The 18,166-nt window shown below is 38.4% G+C and carries 16 protein-coding genes and 1 pseudogene; 8 read left to right on the top strand and 9 right to left on the bottom strand.

The genetic code is table 11. The features are described 5' to 3' along the window. The first annotated feature begins 27 nt into the window (after positions 1 to 27). From ABC371_RS08620 to ftsX, 4 genes are all read left to right on the top strand, one after another. Positions 28 to 894, top strand: coding sequence for a YitT family protein (locus tag ABC371_RS08620; protein ID WP_412896420.1), 867 nt, complete (start codon positions 28 to 30; stop codon positions 892 to 894). Positions 895 to 949: 55 nt separating this feature from the next. Continuing rightward, positions 950 to 1,294 carry a cytochrome c551 gene (gene cccB, locus ABC371_RS08625; RefSeq protein WP_412896421.1) on the top strand — a complete coding sequence of 115 codons (345 nt, stop codon included), beginning with the start codon at positions 950 to 952 and terminating at the stop codon, positions 1,292 to 1,294. A 399-nt stretch (positions 1,295 to 1,693) separates the two neighbouring features. Continuing rightward, entirely contained in the window at positions 1,694 to 2,380 is a 687-nt protein-coding gene (ftsE, locus tag ABC371_RS08630) for a cell division ATP-binding protein FtsE (RefSeq protein WP_412896422.1), read from the top strand. After that, positions 2,370 to 3,263 carry a permease-like cell division protein FtsX gene (ftsX, locus tag ABC371_RS08635; RefSeq protein ID WP_412896423.1) on the top strand — a complete coding sequence of 298 codons (894 nt, stop codon included), beginning with the start codon at positions 2,370 to 2,372 and terminating at the stop codon, positions 3,261 to 3,263. Before ftsE ends, ftsX begins: the two co-directional genes overlap by 11 nt. Before the next feature lie 163 nt (positions 3,264 to 3,426). On the opposite strand, the gene ABC371_RS08640 is transcribed toward ftsX, so the two are convergent. The 3 genes and pseudogenes from ABC371_RS08640 to ABC371_RS08650 all read right to left on the bottom strand — a co-directional run bounded on the left by ABC371_RS08640 (position 3,427) and on the right by ABC371_RS08650 (position 6,483). Next, entirely contained in the window at positions 3,427 to 3,843 is a 417-nt protein-coding gene (locus ABC371_RS08640) for a Fur family transcriptional regulator (RefSeq protein WP_412896424.1), read from the bottom strand. An 88-nt stretch (positions 3,844 to 3,931) separates the two neighbouring features. Continuing rightward, positions 3,932 to 5,384: pseudogene (gene katA / locus ABC371_RS08645) on the bottom strand (catalase KatA). Positions 5,385 to 6,048: 664 nt separating this feature from the next. Continuing rightward, on the bottom strand, positions 6,049 to 6,483 hold the full coding sequence (locus ABC371_RS08650) for a GNAT family N-acetyltransferase (protein WP_412896425.1): 435 nt from the start codon (positions 6,481 to 6,483) through the stop codon (positions 6,049 to 6,051). A 365-nt stretch (positions 6,484 to 6,848) separates the two neighbouring features. Between ABC371_RS08650 and ABC371_RS08655 the strand changes: the two genes are divergently transcribed. Together ABC371_RS08655 and ABC371_RS08660 are read left to right on the top strand one after the other, a co-directional pair. After that, entirely contained in the window at positions 6,849 to 8,294 is a 1,446-nt protein-coding gene (locus ABC371_RS08655) for a S41 family peptidase (RefSeq protein WP_412896426.1), read from the top strand. Between the two features lie 382 nt (positions 8,295 to 8,676). Further along, entirely contained in the window at positions 8,677 to 9,879 is a 1,203-nt protein-coding gene (locus ABC371_RS08660; protein WP_412896427.1) for a PDZ domain-containing protein, read from the top strand. A 354-nt stretch (positions 9,880 to 10,233) separates the two neighbouring features. On the opposite strand, the gene ABC371_RS08665 is transcribed toward ABC371_RS08660, so the two are convergent. The 4 genes from ABC371_RS08665 to ABC371_RS08680 form a co-directional block, all read right to left on the bottom strand. After that, entirely contained in the window at positions 10,234 to 10,929 is a 696-nt protein-coding gene (locus ABC371_RS08665) for an ABC transporter ATP-binding protein (RefSeq protein WP_412896428.1), read from the bottom strand. Continuing rightward, a complete protein-coding gene (locus tag ABC371_RS08670) occupies positions 10,926 to 11,738 on the bottom strand; it encodes an ABC transporter permease (protein ID WP_412896429.1) in 813 nt (270 codons plus the stop codon). Before ABC371_RS08670 ends, ABC371_RS08665 begins: the two co-directional genes overlap by 4 nt. 104 nt (positions 11,739 to 11,842) lie before the next feature. Further along, entirely contained in the window at positions 11,843 to 12,379 is a 537-nt protein-coding gene (locus tag ABC371_RS08675) for a nitrous oxide reductase accessory protein NosL (RefSeq protein WP_412896430.1), read from the bottom strand. Continuing rightward, on the bottom strand, positions 12,376 to 13,650 hold the full coding sequence (locus tag ABC371_RS08680) for a right-handed parallel beta-helix repeat-containing protein (protein WP_412896431.1): 1,275 nt from the start codon (positions 13,648 to 13,650) through the stop codon (positions 12,376 to 12,378). Before ABC371_RS08680 ends, ABC371_RS08675 begins: the two co-directional genes overlap by 4 nt. Before the next feature lie 201 nt (positions 13,651 to 13,851). Between ABC371_RS08680 and ABC371_RS08685 the strand changes: the two genes are divergently transcribed. Both ABC371_RS08685 and ABC371_RS08690 read left to right on the top strand, forming a co-directional pair. After that, positions 13,852 to 14,679, top strand: a complete 828-nt coding sequence (locus ABC371_RS08685; protein ID WP_412896432.1) for a sensor histidine kinase — start codon at positions 13,852 to 13,854, stop codon at positions 14,677 to 14,679. Then, positions 14,680 to 15,321 (top strand): response regulator, encoded by a 642-nt coding sequence (locus ABC371_RS08690; protein ID WP_412896433.1) that lies wholly within the window; start codon positions 14,680 to 14,682, stop codon positions 15,319 to 15,321. Between the two features lie 258 nt (positions 15,322 to 15,579). On the opposite strand, the gene ABC371_RS08695 is transcribed toward ABC371_RS08690, so the two are convergent. Further along, entirely contained in the window at positions 15,580 to 16,863 is a 1,284-nt protein-coding gene (locus ABC371_RS08695; RefSeq protein WP_412896434.1) for a metal ABC transporter solute-binding protein, Zn/Mn family, read from the bottom strand. A 107-nt stretch (positions 16,864 to 16,970) separates the two neighbouring features. Continuing rightward, entirely contained in the window at positions 16,971 to 18,134 is a 1,164-nt protein-coding gene (locus ABC371_RS08700) for a GTP-binding protein (RefSeq protein WP_412896435.1), read from the bottom strand. Between the last annotated feature and the right edge of the window lie 32 nt (positions 18,135 to 18,166).

The following is an 18,166-nucleotide window of genomic DNA, read 5'->3' on the forward strand; positions in this document are numbered from 1 at the left end:
CAAAGGCTAGCAATCGGAGGTATTTTCATGAATAGAAGAAAACGTCAGCACGAAGTACATCCAACACTTCAAAAGGTAAAGGAATACATATACATACTACTGGGTTCAGCCACGGTGGCTCTTTCTTTCAATCTGTTTTTGTTACCGAACCAGGTCGCATCTGGCGGTGTAAGTGGGATTAGTACAATCCTGAACTCCCTCTTAGGTTGGGAAGCCGCTTATGTTCAATGGGCTTTTAATATCCCTTTATTCATTGCAGGGGTCATTTTTCTTGGAAAGGTATATGGTGCCCGTACATTAATTGGCACTCTTTTTCTACCATTTGTTGTTTACCTTTCGAGAAATCTGGAACCAGCAACACTTGACCCATTGCTCGGTGCGTTATTTGGCGGGATCGGAATAGGTTTGGGACTTGGCATCACATTCCGGGGCAATGCGTCGACAGGTGGGACAGACCTTGCTGCTCAAATTGTTCATAAGTATACAGGTATCTCTCTTGGAAAATGCGTCGCTTTTATTGATGGACTGATTGTTGTAACAGCTGCGATTGTGTTCGATATTGAGAGTGGACTTTATGCACTGATTGGACTTTTTGTCACAAGTAAAACGATTGATTTGGTACAGGTTGGACTAGGTAATTCGAAAATGGCTCTCATTATTACGAACCATCAGGATGAAGTACGACAGGAGATTTTTGACAAATTGGACAGAGGGGTAACGAAGCTCTCTGGATACGGCGGGTACACCGACGATGTGCGCCCAATGCTCATGTGCGTGGTTGACCAGAAAGAGTTCACAAAATTGAAACAAGTGGTTCAAAGCATTGATACAGCTGCATTTGTCGTCGTTATGGACGCTGCAGAGGTATTAGGAGAGGGTTTTAAAAGAGCGTAAAAGGGGTATAATAAGGATTGTATAATGGAAAAATTTATTACAGGGGGTAAATTCTGTGAAACGTAAGCTATTTGGATTTCTACTAGGAACTACGCTTGTATTTGCTCTAGCAGCATGTGGTGGTGGGGACGACGACAATGCAGCTAACGAGCCAGCAGGTGATAATGGCGGAGCTACTGCCGTAAATGCAGAGGAAGTCTACCAAGGCAATTGTGCTTCATGCCATGGTAAAGATCTAGCAGGTGCTGGAAGTTTCCCAAGTCTTCAACAAGTCGGAGCTAAATACTCTCAAGACGAAATTGCGGGCATCATCGAAAATGGCCGTGGCGCAATGCCAAAAGGTCTCATCAAAGGTGACGAAAAAGACGCAGTTGCTGCATGGCTAGCAGAGAAAAAATAATGTAATTTAGTATGTAGGCCTTCCGGGCGAACCGGAAGGCTTTTAATTTAGAAAAAATATTAAATCAGCATCCAGAACCTACCACCTCCCCTACTACCAATATTTACACACCCCCACTCGAACCCATCTTCGTCGCAATCTTAACTACCATGAAATGAAAATGTAATATTTTTAGTCGTTTTTTGACGAATAATGATGTTATAATGAAAAATGTAATGAAATATAGTTGATTTTGTCTTATAATTTCAAATTGCATAGATTAAAAGGGGCGCAAGTATGTTCAAAGAGACATGAGCGCTTCTATTTTCATTTGATAGATTACTAACTAGCAAACAAAATGAGTGGTGGGCCATACTGCCAGAATAAGAATGATAAAAAAACGATGATAGGTGATTCGTAATGATAGAAATGAAGGACGTCTATAAAAAGTATCCGAACGGCGTTATGGCCGTTAATGGTATTAATGTAAAAATCGATCAAGGTGAATTCGTGTATGTTGTTGGTCCGAGTGGAGCGGGGAAATCGACATTTATTAAAATGATGTACCGCGAAGAGAAGCCAACAAAAGGATCAATCATCATAAACGGCATCGACCTTGCTAAATTAAAAGAAAAAAGGGTTCCCCTTTTACGGAGAAATATTGGGGTCGTGTTTCAAGATTTCAAGCTTTTACCGCGATTAACTGTATACGAAAACGTAGCATTCGCACTTGAAGTAATTGAAGAAAACCCAAAGAATATCAAGAAACGTGTGATGGATGTGCTTGACCTTGTTCGTCTTAAGCATAAAGCACGATTTTTACCAGATGAATTGTCTGGTGGGGAACAGCAACGTGTGTCGATTGCACGATCCATTGTAAATTCTCCAGGTGCGCTCATTGCGGACGAGCCTACCGGTAACCTTGACCCAGAAACATCATGGGAAATCATGAATATTTTTGAAGAAATCAATTTCCGTGGGACGACCATCATTATGGCAACGCACAACCGTGAAATTGTGAATACTGTTAAAAAGCGTGTAATTGCGATTGAAAGTGGAAAAATTGCGCGCGATGAAGTAAGGGGTGATTACGGCTATGAAGCTTAACACACTCCGCCGTCACTTTAGAGAAAGTTCAAAAAACCTCGGGCGTAATGGCTGGATGACATTCGCATCTGTCAGCGCCGTGACCGTCACACTACTCCTTGTAGGTGTATTTTTAGTCATCATGATGAACTTAAACAGCATGGCGACTTCACTTGAAAAAGACGTTCGTATCAGTGTACTTACGGACTTAACGTCAACGAAGGAACAACAGGATGCCTTAAAAGAGCAAATTTCAAACATACCTGAAGTTGCAGAAGTGACATTTTCATCTAAAGAACAAGAACTTGAAGATATGATTGAAAGCTTTGGTGAAGATGGAAAAGTTTTCGCCTTATACGAGCAAAGTAACCCACTTCGTGATGTGTTCATTGTGAAAACAACGAAACCACAAGATATCATGAAGGTCGCCGATCAGGTTGAGAAAATGGAATACGTCTATAGTGTGAATTATGGTAAAGGAAAGGTCGAAAAGATTTTTAGTACCGTTGGCGTTTCACGTAACGTAGGAGTCGGGCTAATCATTGGACTTCTTTTCACCGCCATGTTCTTAATTTCAAATACGATTAAAATTACGATTTTTGCGAGACAAAGAGAAATTGAGATCATGAAGCTAGTTGGAGCAACAAATGCGTTTATTCGCTGGCCATTTTTCCTAGAGGGCTTGTTCCTTGGAATTCTTGGTTCCATCATTCCAATTGGGATCATTCTTGGATTCTATAATTTCTTATATGATTTGATTCAGCCACAATTGAGTGGAACATTCTTAGAGCTATTGCCATTTAATCCATTTGCATTCCAAGTAACGGGGCTGCTGCTTCTAATCGGTGCATTTATCGGTGTATGGGGAAGCTTAATGTCCGTTCGAAAGTTCTTAAAAGTATAAACAAAAGCACACCATATTGGGTGTGCTTTTTTTCGCTTTGAATCCATTCTATCTCGCAAGAATGGTTTTTGTTTTCTTTAGTTTCATCCCACATTTGCAGCTTGTGCTATGTTTGAGGATTTTGATTTCCGTTTTACATACTGGACAGATTTGTTTTGGCATCTTAAAAATCACCTTCTTTTCTCTGACACGATTGACAAAGTCCGTACACTTCCATTTGATGTGAATGAATTTTAAACTTGGTTAGCTTGTTCGCAACATCCTCGATTTGAGTAAGCGTCGGGTAATTAAAATCAATAATGTCTCCACATGCTTCACATAAAATATGGTAGTGATTTGGTTGATTGGCGAGTTCATATTTGCTCAATCCGTTGCCATATGGCAGTTCTTTTAAAATCCGTAGTGAAACAAACAGTTTGACATTGTTGTAAATGGTGGCAAGGCTAATATGTGGTATTTGACGATGAATGTCCTCCACAGTTGGATGACCTTTTAAGGAAAGGATCGTCTGTAAGATTAATGTTCGTTGAGGCGTAATGCGTAATCCGCGTTCTTTTAAAAAGGGTATGAGTTCTTGCATGAGTAACAACCTCTTTTATTGATTTTTAAAAGAATAGGTATCCGAGCAGCGGATACCTATACTATGTGAGAATAAAATGAAACGAAACTTATTTTGCTAAAACTTCACCTGGTACTTTTAGTCCTAAACCTTCTGAGATACGATTTCCGTACTCTGGGTCAGCCTTGTAGAAATGACTGATCTGACGAAGCTTGATTTCCTCTAATTCCACTGGCTTCATAGATGCCACTATTGTATCAACAAGACGGCTACGTTCTTCCTCGCTCATTAAGCGGTAAAGGTTACCAGCTTGTGTGTAGTGATCGTCTTGATCGTAAGCTACACTATCTGCAATACCTTCAACAGGGAAAGCGTGCTGCTTCGCTTCTGGCGCTTCTTTTGGACCACTAAAACTATTAGGCTCGTAATATACAGAACTACCACCGTTGTTATCAAATCGCATTTGACCGTCACGTTGATAGTTATTCACGTCCACTCTTGCACGGTTGATTGGTAATGATTGATGGTTCGCACCAACGCGGTAACGATGTGCATCGTGGTATGCAAACAGACGACCTTGAAGCATTTTGTCAGGTGATACATCGACACCAGGTACTAAAGTTCCAGGAGAGAATGTCGCTTGTTCAACCTCTGCAAAATAGTTTTCAGGGTTGCGATTTAATACCATGCGGCCCACTTCGATTAGTGGATAGTCTTTTTGTGACCATACTTTCGTGACATCGAATGGATCGAAACGGTATGTATTCGCATCTTCCAATGGCATGATTTGCACGTAAAGCTTCCAAGCAGGGAAGTCCCCTTTTTCAATCGCATTGAACAAATCCTCTGTATGATAATCTGGATTTTCTCCAGCAAGTTTTGTCGCAACCTCGTTCGTTAAGCACTTCACACCTTGTTCTGCACGGAAATGGTACTTAATCCAAACGCCTTCACCATCCGCATTTGTCCACTTAAATGTATGGCTTCCATATCCATTCATATGACGCCATGTTGCAGGAATTCCACGATCCCCCATTAACCAAGTCACTTGGTGTAAAGATTCAGGAGAATGAGACCAGAAATCCCATACTGCTGTTGGGTTTTTTAAGTGTGTTTGGGGATGGCGCTTTTGTGTATGAATAAAATCAGGGAACTTAATCGCATCGCGGATAAAGAAAATCGGTGTGAACGATGTCGTAATTTCCTTCTTCCGTATAAAATTTAACCGCAAAACCACGTGGGTCGCGAGCTGTATCAGCAGAGCCGTTTTCCCCAGCAACCGTTGAGAAACGGATAAATAGAGGAGTACGCTTGCCAACTCCGTTAAATAACTTTGCTTTTGTATATGTTGATACATCATTCGTTACTTCAAAATAACCATGTGCTCCACTACCTTTCGCGTGAACAACACGTTCAGGTACACTTTCTCTATTAAAATGCGCTAATTTTTCTAGAAGGTGTACGTCTTGGATTAGTACCGGTCCTCTTGAACCAGCTGTGATTGAGTTTTGGTTATCTCCAACTGGAGCTCCCCAACTTGTTGTAAATTTATTAGTAGTCAGCTAGATCACCTCTTGGGAGTATTTTCGAATATGCATATTATAATAACATCTATAAAATAAAAATCAATACTTTTTTATAATTATTATAATGTGCGATGAATAGATCATTTATTTCACAATATAAAACAACGACAAATATGCGTGTAATACCGATATTTCGTTCGATAATTATGCTTTTTTACTAATGGATTTTTATTTAGTGGAATCTACTAATTTTCAATTACGAATTGTTTTATGTTATATTTGAGAATAAAAAGAGAATCGAAAGTTACTATTTTTCTCCAATTACAAAGGAAAATGAACAATTGGAAATAATTACGTTGATATTTAACTATAGGAGATAAAAGGCATCATGGAAGCATAGAAGGAGGGGGATCACAAGATGACGGCTTAGGCACGGGGGAATCTGCTGACTCGTTAACAAATAGGCAGATTACAGCATCCGTCACTCCAGACCGATGCTGTGTAGGGTTAAAAAAGCATGGAAATTTGCTAAAAGCCATAGAAGTCTCACTAACGACCATAAACGATTCGTTATTTACTGTCGTTAATCCCAAAATACTGTTTTTAACTGAAGGATTACTGGTTTTAATTATAAAACACTGTTTTTAATCCAGAATTACTGTTTTTAGCAAAAAACGAGGTCAAAATCCCCGTTTCATTTCTACAACTCCTTCACAAATGCATAACTTTTCCGCTCATACTCCATTTTTTCTTCGTAAAAACGATGCGCATCCACTCGCTGTAATCCAGACGTCAAAGCCACCTTGCCACAGCCTAATTCGCGAGCAAGCTCATGTATATAGGAAAGAAGCGCTTCACCATAGCCTTTTGAACGCCCAGCCTCATCTGTAACCAAATCATACACATACATATTCTTGCCGTAATAAAGATTGAGTTGTTGTGCGACGCCAGTAACCGCCACAACCTCTTCCTCGTCAAATAATGCAAACAATCGATACCCCTGAAGTTGCATCTCCGTAACCAATGCCACAAATTCCTCAAGCGTCAAATGCGTTCGCAATTGCTTCATAACCGGAAATGCCATTTTCCACTCATCGACAGTCTGTAATTCACGAATTTCATCCGCCAACACCATCACTCCTCAAAATTATTTTCTCTATCATACAGCGGATATCCACCAGTTACTACATTTTTCTTTACTTCACTCTAAAAAAACTTTTATAATGAGAAAGGAACGAAATTTTTTACCCATGCACATCGAGGCGTAGCCTCATTTTTGTCATAAAGTGTACAAGCAGTACATATTTTTATACAAAGGCATCGCACTAACGCATGTGTGGTGCCTTTTCCTGCAACTCGATCCAGATAGTCAAAAAGACCCGTCGCACATCCCAATCGTGACATTTTGACTATCATATGTGAGAGAATGTATGAATAAGAACATAAAAGCTACAAAAATTAACGGTATGCATTTGTATTTAGAGATGAGGAGGAACACAGGTGAGTCGTAAAGTTGTCGCATTATATATGGTACTATCCTTACTATTAGGGGCGAGTGCTACATTTTTAGTGGTTCAGTTGCTTGACCAAAACGAACAACCACTCGTTCAGCAACCAACTCAAAACAAAGAAGGCACTTCTAAAGAGGACACAAAAAATTTATCTAAAATCGATCAAGCGTACAACATGATCTTATCAAGCTATGTTGAAAAGGTTGACGAAAAACAATTAATAGAGGGCGCTATTCAGGGAATGGTTAGTACGCTGAATGACCCGTATTCTGCATATATGGATGAAGAAACTGCTGCCCAGTTCAATGAATCACTGGAATCATCATTTGAAGGAATTGGCGCAGAGGTAAGCATGATGGAGGGCAAGGTCACAATAGTCGCTCCATTCAAGGATTCACCGGCTGAAAAAGCAGGGCTAAAGCCAAATGACCAAATCATCAAGATTGACGGAGCTAGCATCGAGGGTCTTGATCTGTACGAGGCTGTTTTAAAAATCCGTGGTGAAAAAGGAACGGTTGTTACCCTGCAAGTCATGAGACCGGGTGTAACCGATTTAATGGACGTCAAAGTAACTCGTGACACCATTCCAATTGAGACTGTATATACAGACTTAAAAGAATATAACAACAAAAAGCTGGGTTTTATTGAAATCACATCGTTCGCAAATGATACTGCAGAGGATTTTGTTATGGGACTAAATGAATTAGAGGACAAAGGCATTGAAGGCCTGATAATCGATGTTCGTGGAAATCCAGGTGGACTCCTCGAAAGTGTTGAAGAAATTTTAAAACAGCTTGTTACAAAAGAAAAGCCATATGTTCAAATTGAAAATAGAAACGGCGAAAAGCAGCGCTTCTTCTCGACTCTTGAAAAACCTAAGGACTACCCAATCGTCGTATTAACAAATGGAGGTAGTGCTTCTGCGTCAGAGATTTTAGCAGGTGCGTTAAAAGAAGCAGGTGGTTACGATCTAGTCGGTGAAAAAACATTTGGTAAAGGAACCGTCCAACAGGCTCGCGACATGGGCGACGGAAGTAATCTAAAATTAACGATGTTTAAATGGTTAACACCGGATGGAAACTGGATTCACCAAAAAGGAATCGAACCAACTGTAGAGGTGAAGCAACCAGAATACTTCTATGCGAACCCAATTCAGTTTGAAAAAGAGCTTACACAAAACATGAACAATGAAAAAATCAAGAATGCTCAAATCATGCTGAGTGGATTAGGATTCGACCCAGGTCGTGAGGACGGCTACTTCAGTGGAGAAACCGTCATTGCAGTAAAAGCCTTCCAACAAGCAAATAAGCTAGAAGCAACTGGTACAATCAACGAAAAAACAGCAGGCGCTATCGAAGCAAAAGTCATCGAATCCATCCGTGACCAAAAGAACGACCAACAACTCAAAAAAGCAATGGAAGTCATAACAAAATAAAACCTCAAAACACCTCTCCTATGCCGGAGAGGTGTTTTTTGAAGCCACGGGGACGGTTCTTGTGGTCCCGTTAACGTCTTCCTTCTTCCGGTCATCCGGAAGGTCGACTAACTTATGAGGATGTGCTACTTAACTAGCGGATATCGTCTGAACACGCTGATATGCGTCAACGCTCGAACATTTGCACTAAACTAGGATATGGGTGCAAAATTGATATATCGGCCAAACTTGGCAGTATGTCGGACAAAACCAAATACCCGACTCCAAATCCCCAACTTCCTTTTTCCATAAAAACAACGTATGCTTTACGTCAAGTATTTGGTACAATAAAAGTTAGTATATCGAACGAAAATTTTTACATATAAAGTCAAATCCATAGGTGGTGAAAAGTTTGATTGAAGCATGGTTACTTGAATTTGCAAAAGGAATTGGACGATTCTTTCTGCACCCATTGTTTTACTATTTTGCCGGATATTGCGTGCTCCTAGGCTATTTCCGCGTTAAACGTGAACGGCGCTCATTTCATATAAGAGTAGAAGACGGATTCTACGACCTAAGATCACTCCTTCCAGGTGGTTGGATTGCGGGATTACTCATTTCCGTCCTAACCATCGCTGCGGGTGTTGTGATTCCATTCGGTAGTATCGTGTTAATCGCAATCGTCACATTATTACTCAGTTTGCCAATCAACACACGCTTACTCTCTCCTGCATATATTTTAGGAGTATCGTTTTTCGGAATTATTTTGCTCTCGAATCTATCGGTTGAAAATAAATATATTACGAGATTGCTAGACGACATGGGCAACACAAGTCTACCATCAATTGCAATTTTACTAGGTGCCCTGTTATTAGCGGAGGGCATACTGATTCTGAAAAAAGGTCATTTCGGCACGTCACCAGACCTTTTAAAAAGCAAACGCGGGCTTCCGGTCGGCACTCACATTTCGCAAAGGTTGTGGCTAGCACCTGTATTTTTACTGATGCCAGGAGAAGCTCTCACCACACATTATGAATGGTGGCCGGTATTCACCGTGTCCGGACAAGCATACTCATTGATTTTAGTACCATTCGGAATTGGTTTTTATCATAAGGTAAAAAGCATGCTCCCTACACAAAGTATTCCGGTCGTTGGAAAACGCGTTGTCCTATTAGGCATTGTCGTTTCTGCTTTAGCAGTTGTGAGCATCTGGTTTCCGGTTGCAGCAATCATTGCAGCGTGTTTTGCATTAGCCGGACGTGAACTCATTTATTTAAAGCACTATTTCATGGACGAATCGAAACCATCGATATTTTCACAACGAAACCAAGGTTTGCTTGTTCTCGGGATTATTCCACAATCGCCAGCTGAAAAAATGCAAATCAAAATTGGCGAGACGATTTCAAAGGTCAACGGCATTCAAGTAAAAACCGTCCAAGAATTTTACTCGGCACTCCAAAAAAATCGAGCCCTATGTAAGCTCGATGTGTTAGATATAAACGGTGAGGTCCGATACGTGCAACGCGCCTTATATGAAGGTGAGCACCATGAACTTGGCATCCTTTTTGTGAACGAAGGAAAGAGATGGAAGCATAAAGCAGTGTAAATGTAATTTTTCATAATTAATCGGAATGAATTTCATAATTCTTCGAAATGAATTTCATAATTTACTGGAAAAGTGTGAAGTAAAATAATATGGATTAAAAAGAGAAACGGCTTATGACGTTTCTCTTTTGCTAAGGAGATACTTCCCGGAGGAAAAATATGATTCTCTAAATGATTTATTGTTTAATAATTCTATGATGGCCAAAATTCTAAAGTATGCCCTATATGTTTAGAAGAACTTAAACAAAACAACAAATTGTGTGATATTCGATAGGAACATAGCATCCTTCATAATAAGGAAACGGGCCACCTTGATCTTTTAAACGATAACTCTACTCGGAATATGTCATCCAGTTCATTGCCGATGAAGCTTCATCAATTTCATTGTGATCTCTTCAATTTTGGATTCATTCTTAATGGTTTGAATGACTTTCCCTTGCTTCATAAACAGGATGATGTCGCCCGTTTCGGCTGCTACATCCATCATGTGAGTAGAAAAAACAATGATTGTACCATTTTTTTTAATTTGATTAAGAATTTCAACGAACCGGTTTACCCAGTAGGGATCCAACCCATTTGTTGGTTCATCCAGTAACAAAACAGTTGGATTAGCTAAAATAGATTGACCGAATAGTAGGCGCTGTCTCATGCCTTTAGATAAGCTTTTTACTAATTCAGATTTCTTATCAAAAAGGCCGATTAAATCCATTACTTCGTTTATCCTCTCTCTTTTCACTTTCCGCAAAGAACCATAAAAACGAAGAAATTCTTCAACAGTCATCATTTCCTGAGCATGAAAGTCATCTGGCATGAAACCAATTTCTTTTAAATAGTTCTCACGGTCAAATTTAATTCCTCTCTCATTTATAGAAGTTGTACCACTTGATGGAGAGAGAATACCTGCAATTATTTGTAGTAATGTACTTTTGCCGGCACCATTTCCACCGCATAATACAACGCACGTTCCTTCTTTTACATCAAAAGAACATGGGTATAACGCAGTCTTTTTCTTATAAAGCCTCGAAACGCCATCTACTTTTAATCCTGTCATCGTCTTTTCCTCCATTCCAACATGCTCATCGAAAACAATAACATTAATGTCGAAAATCCAATGAAATATATTATATTGATGAAGATTCCTGAAGAAGAACCTAAAAAGGTCATAAGGGAATCATATGCTTGTCCAAAAACGGCACCACCATCGAGTGATAAAACAAAGGACACCCGAATGAATTCAGCAGGGTTAACAAATAAACCAAATTTCATCAAAGGCGCGATCCAAGGGTAAGGGACTAAACCTAAAATACCAATTAACGCCGTCGGCCAGATCATGATGAGGAAAAACCAAATAATGACCGAAACCGATAATGCTTGCCACCTTGTCGATACGATACACCCTACGGTTATACCAAGAACAAGAAAGAAAAAAATCAAGCTAATCGAGAAAAAGTAGATAGACAAAAGCCATTCACTTGAAAAACTATTTCCAATCACAAGACCGATAACTATGCTTATTCCATAACTGAACGTGAACACGATTGCCTGAGCAGTAAATTGACCACCTATTTTCCCTACTATGTAGGACAGTGAAAACAAAGGATAAGTGGTTAACAACCGCCATTGACCATTCTCCATTTCATTGGCAATTGAAAAAGAACCAATGATTAACATAAATAAAGGAATAATATATAACGCTATATTAACTACCGTCCCAGTCATATTCGTATAACCGGTTAACGAAGGAGCACTTGCTTGTAATAAAAATAAGAGGGACAATACAGCAACCCATAAGACTAAAAAAGAATAATAGGAGCGTTGTCGCACCGTCATGCGCAGTTCAGAGCGCCAAATATTCCACATCTTCATTCCTCTTTTCGAAAATTCTTGTGCGTAAAACTTCTAACCATAATCTACCGTTTAATAAAATGAGGACCAGTCCAAAAATAGAACTAGCCCTCATACTATTAATGAGACTCACTATGATCAGTTTCTTCAGATTCTGAATGTGAATGGTGCTCATTATCGTGTCCATGCATCATGTCATGGTTTTGTTCCCAATCATGATCGGATAACTCGTCTGTCGTCATTAGTGTACTTCCTTCATTTTCAGTTACAAACTCCTCTGCGGAAGCTTTATCTTTAAAGGATATAACATTATACGCCATTGGCGTTTTAACTGATTGATTGTAAACATAAGTGGCATCATCAACCAATATCCATTCTTTATCATTGTAATCACGGACAAATTCAGCAGCAATTTTTTCATTTGGATTGGTACCAATCCATTCGTACATACAGCCCACATCGTCAAAAACCATAGATTTACCATTTTCTAAAACAATCTGGGTAGCATATTGATTGTCAACAACAGCCATATTACAGACCTCACAAGTGTCTGTTTCTTCATTAATATCAACTGGCTGAACCTCGTCATTACCGCATGCTGCAATAAGCAAAACAAATCCAATAAATCCAATTAAATAAAATAGTTTTTTCTTCAACTTCTTTTCCTCCCTAATATAAAAAGACTAGAACTAATTAAAATCATCACTATACTCATCACCCATAAACTAAAAATTGATGATGTTTCTTTCTCGACTGTCATCGTCATGTCCATTAAAGGAGCTGAATCTGTTAACAGCTGTTCAGGTGGACTTTTTAACATATTTTGTAATAAGATAAGTCCCGGAGCTTGGAAAAATAACCGATATTCTGGAACATTATTTGTTAGTGTAAGGAAATATGGGTCAGCCGAAAAGTTTATTTCACTCACACCATTTCCATCTACATCAATCTTGCTCGCAGCATCCCAATAGTTACCATTTACTTCATTATTTGAGCTTTCTATTGCCTGTGCATCATTGACATTCCCAACAAATGTATTACTCACTATTTGATTACCGGCAGCTTTTTGAAACTGTACGCCAGTAAAATTATCCATAATTTTATTAGAATTGATCCAGTTATTTTCAGCTTCTTCGATATAAATACCTACCCGATTGGAAATAAATTCATTTCCAGTCACTTTAGTGTCAAAAGCCAAATAGAGTAATAGTCCTTGTGCATTCACACTATTTTTATTTGAGTAAAATGCATTATTATTAACAGAGTTCCTCTTTGATTCCATCACCATCGCGCCCGTTGAATTTGATGTAGACACATTTTTACTAAGAACATTGTCATTTGAAAACATTAGATGCATGCCATAACGGGAATTTTGGATATCGTTTCGATATAATGTATTCTCATTGCTTTGCTCTAAATAAATTCCGTCAGAAACGTTGTCTATCAAAAGATTTTCAAACTGATTTCGGTTTGATTTCCATAAATCAATCCCATTTCCACGCTTGCTGCCTTTAATTTTGCTATCTCGGATAGTAACGCCATTCGCATTATCAAGTCTAATACCAAAGCGTCTAGTATCAATATCTAGTTCCTCGAGAATATGTTTGGAACCAGTAACATAAATAGCAGTATCCTCTTTTTCAGCTCCACAGTGTTCCACTTTAATATTTTTCAATGTAACTGCCTCACCACTGAGGGTCACAACAGGCTCTGCTTCACAAGAGCGAAGAAGCACTTCATCCTTTCCTTCTAGGGTAATAGGCTTGGTGATGATCACAGATTCCTCATATTCTCCTTCCTCTATTTCAACCGTATCTCCCTTTGAAGCTGTATCGATTTTAAACTGTAAAGTACTTGCTGCTTCAGATACAGATGGAATGTAAAATGATAATAAGAGGAGAAATATTACTCTTTTCAAAGTTTTCATTACTTAAGTATCCTCACCCTCCTATTGATTAGTACCTTTTTTAATATGATTATTGTATGAAGTTGTCTTCTAAATCATTATAAAACACAACAAAATTATTAAATAATAGCCCAAAAGAGTGATTTGAAAGCAAAAATGTTAAAAACGTTCAATAGATGATAAAATATAGACACATTATACCTGTAGAAAAAAGGTGAAGTCTTGAAGTATAAACAAATCAAATGGCTTATATTAATTCTTCCGACTTTTACGATTGCCTTTTGGGAATACATCCGCCATGAGTTTCTTTTACCTTATATCTCAATGGATCTTGGGAATGTTCTTTCTCCTATTTTAGTGTTTATCGTGACGCTATTGTTTTTACGGCGGTTATTTTCGATTTTAGAAAGAATGCAAGAACAACTTAGATTGGAAAAGACCAAGCAAGCAGCACTTATTGAAAGAGAAAAGTTAGCAAGAGAACTCCATGACGGAATTGCCCAATCGCTATTTCTCTTATCTATTAAAATGAATAAGTTTGGACGAAAGAATCGTCTCGAACAGGATGATGATTTTCAAAAAATCAAGCAAACATTGCAGCATATTCACGAAGATACTCGACAAGCGATTACAAACTTGAAATATATACCAAATGAAGTGCCGTTTAGTTGGACAGACACGATTTATCAGTATGTTACAGAGCTTAAAAATCAGCATTTGTTGGATGTTCAGTTTGACTGGGGAATTCAAGAGGATACCTTGTCAACCAAAGAAAAAAACGAGTTATTTGCCTGTATCAAAGAAGCTGTTATTAATGTGATTAAACACGCAAGGACAAATCAAATAAGGATTCACACAAAAGAAATAGATAGTTGTTGGGTTTGTCAAATTATTGATCAAGGAATAGGATTCACAAATGAAACGATTCAGTCTAGAAAGGGCTATGGGCTACAAATTATTAAAGATAGAGCAAAAGATATGGAATGGGAATTTTCAATGAAGAGAATAAATCATGAAACCATCATAGAGTTAAAAAAGGAGGACAAGTAGATGCAACCCTTTCGAATCCTAATTATTGATGATCACGCACATGCAAGAGAGGGAATACGGGAAATCTTAGAAGAATATGAAGACTTTCTGATTGTCGGAGAAGGGAAGAATGGAGAAGAAGCCATTAAGCTTACCGAAGAATTAATGCCTGATATTATTCTTATGGATATTCAAATGCCAGTAATGGACGGACTAGAGGCAACCAAAAGAATCAAAATCAAATTTCCCTATGTGAAAATTGTAATGATTACTGTATCAGATGATATCACAGATTTATTTGATGCGTTAAAGAAAGGAGCTCAAGGCTATTTATTAAAAAACATTCAATCAGAAACATGGTGTGAACATTTAAGAGCTTTTGCCTTAGATGAAGTCCCGATGTCTAAAGAAATTGCCTTTCAAATTTTAAAAGAGTTCCCGCAAAGCAAAGCCATAACGAAAGAGAAAATCCCTCTGTCTAGTAGAGAATTAGAAGTACTCCAATTAGTGGCCAAAGGATTATCAAACCGAGAAATTTCAGATACGCTGTTTATCTCGGAACATACGGTCAAAAGTCACCTAAAAAACATCTTAAGCAAACTTCATTTAGATAATCGCGTTCAACTAACAAGCTATGCTTATCAACAGGGCTTGATGAATTAGCAAAGGGAGTAGGCATTATGATTTAAACAAGGTTAAACAAGAAGAATAACTCAATTAAAATAAATGAAAAGCGTGAGGGAGTGCAAGGAACTCGTTTTACGGTTGCTTCTTCACTGGATATCTAATTGGTACGCAGGTATTAGGAGTAGTAAATTTCTCTCCTATGTTAACTGTGCAATAGTAGTTAGTACGTTCAATAGACTTTAAATCTTTTGATAATATAAAGAGCATAGGCCCCATAGGACCTATGCTCTAGGATTAATTTAAAGCTTTTTTCAATGTATCAAGATTTTGCCTCATTATACTAAAGTAATCAGTACCATTATTCTTATCTTCTTTTGTAATGGATTCAAGGTTGTGAAGGGTTAAGGCTTCCGCATTTAGTTCCTTTTTTACCATTTCCGCTATTTTGGATGTTAAATTCTGATCAAATATCACAAACTTGATGTTATGTTCCTGGGCTGTGATGATTGTGTTTTTTAAGGCCTTTTGAGTCGGCTCATTTGTTGGTGATAAACCGGAAACACTAAATTGTTTAATGCCATATCTTGATTCCCAGTACCCGTAAGCTGCATGCGAAACTAAAATTTCTTTCTTTGAAGACTGATCAATAACATTCTGGAATTCTTGGTCTAATTCTAGCAAGTTAGCACGTAATTCTTTAAAGTTTTTTTCGAAATCTTCCTTAGCCTCTGGTTTTAAATCCTCAAGTGTATGAAGTACGTTTTCGGCTAATTCTATTGCTAATACTGGATCTAACCAAACGTGTGGGTCAACGTCGCCATGGTGATGGTGATGCTCTTCCGTACCTGACTCACCTTCCTGATGCTCATCATGGCTGTGGCTTTCTTCGGAATCCGAATCAGAATGATGGTCATGATCTTCTGATTCAGTTCCTTCATCATGCTCATCATGGCTGTGGCTTTCTTCGGAATCCGAATCAGAATGATGGTCATGATCTTCTGATTCAGTTCCTTCATCATGCTCATCATGGCTGTGGCTTTCTTCGGAATCTGAATCAGAATGATGGTCATGATCTTCTGATTCAGTTCCTTCATCATGCTCATCATGGCTGTGGCTTCCTTCGGAATCCGAATCAGAATGATGGTCATGATCTTCTGATTCAGTTCCTTCATCATGTTCATCTTGCACTTTAGATAACTCCATTCCTTCTGTAGCCTTCACCAGTTGTACCTTTTCCTTTTGTAATGTACTATTGGCAGCATCAATGAAACCTTCCACACCCGCACCAATATAAATAAGAGCATCTGCCTCGGCAATCTCTACCATTGTTTTTGCAGTAGGTTCAAATGTATGAGCATCAGCTCCTAGCGGAAATACACTTTTAACCTCTACGTGGTCACCACCGATTTTTTCTGTAAAGTCCTGTAATGGAAAAACTGTAGTGAAAATTTTAAGGCGCTCAGAAGAGGTGGTCGTATCATTGACCTCGTTTGTGCTTGTTTTCTTCTCGGCTGTGCATCCAAATAAAAGAGTGCTTGTTAATAAAAGTAATAATGCGAATAAGTATTTTGTCTTCATAATTTCTCCTCTCAATTCATAACCATTCCGATTTATTCGGCATAGTTTATATATATCGTAATCATTCCGATTTTATAACCAAAAAAATATCAATTTTTATGTGTAGGCTAAAATAGGTCAGGTAAGGTACTCCAGTCCATCATCATTTCTTCGTCTGATAATAAACATTTATCCAAGCTCACAATCAGTTGTTCTTTTTCCATATCAATTCCAATCAATACTAACTCTGTTTTCCGGTCGCCGAAGAGTGGATCCCAATCCTCCAAAACTTCTGGTTCCTCTTCAAAAATAAATTCCCTTTCCACTGTTGGCAGAGATGCAATCCAATTTCCAACAGATTGAAATGCAAGGGAGGGACCAGCTTGAGATAATAAAATGGCCTCGTTATTTCTTGAGGCAATCCAGATGAAACCTTTGGCCCGAACGACCTCAGCAGGCCAATCCGATAACCAAGCTGCAAGTCTCTCAGGATGAAATGGAATTTTGCTTTTATAAACAAATGATGAAATACCATATTCCTCTGTTTCAGGAGTATGCTCTTCGTTTAATTCTTTAATCCATCCAGCTCCCACACTGGCTGTTTCAAAGTCAAACAGTCCTGTATTCAATACCTTCTGAAGGGGGACATTTCCAAAACTTGAAAGAATGACCTCTGCTTCTGGATTTAGTTTGGCGATGATTGCTTTAAGTTGAACCACTTCTTCTTGTTTAATTAAGTCAGTTTTATTCAATATTATGATGTTTGCAAATTCAATTTGATCAATTAATAAATCGACAATATCTCGATTATCTCCAGCATTTACTGCTTGTTTTCGATCAAGGAGCGTCTCACCACTAGAAAAGTCATGCCAGAAACGACTTGCATCAACTACTGTGACCATTGTGTCTAATTTGCAAAAACTTGATAAATCAATACCGAGTTCTTCGTCAAAGTATGTGAAGGTTTGAGCTACTGGGATTGGTTCACTAATACCGGAAGATTCAATCAGTATGTAATCAATATTTCCTTGATTTACTAGGCGTTCAACTTCTATTATCAAATCCTCTCGGAGCGTGCAACAAATGCAACCATTTTGCATTTCAACTAATTTTTCTTCTGTACGAGAAAACCCACCACTTTTAATTAAAGCTGCATCAACGTTGATTTCGCTCATGTCGTTAACAATGACAGCGACACGTAGTCCTTGTCTGTTTTGTAAAACATGGTTTAGTAAAGTAGTTTTTCCCGAACCAAGGTATCCACTTAAAACTGTAACAGGAATTCTATTCATTTTCAGCCTCCACTTTTTAAATCGTAACGATT

This window comes from Bacillus jepli, assembly GCF_047238305.1.
Classification (GTDB): Bacteria; Bacillota; Bacilli; order Bacillales; family Bacillaceae_L; genus Ferdinandcohnia.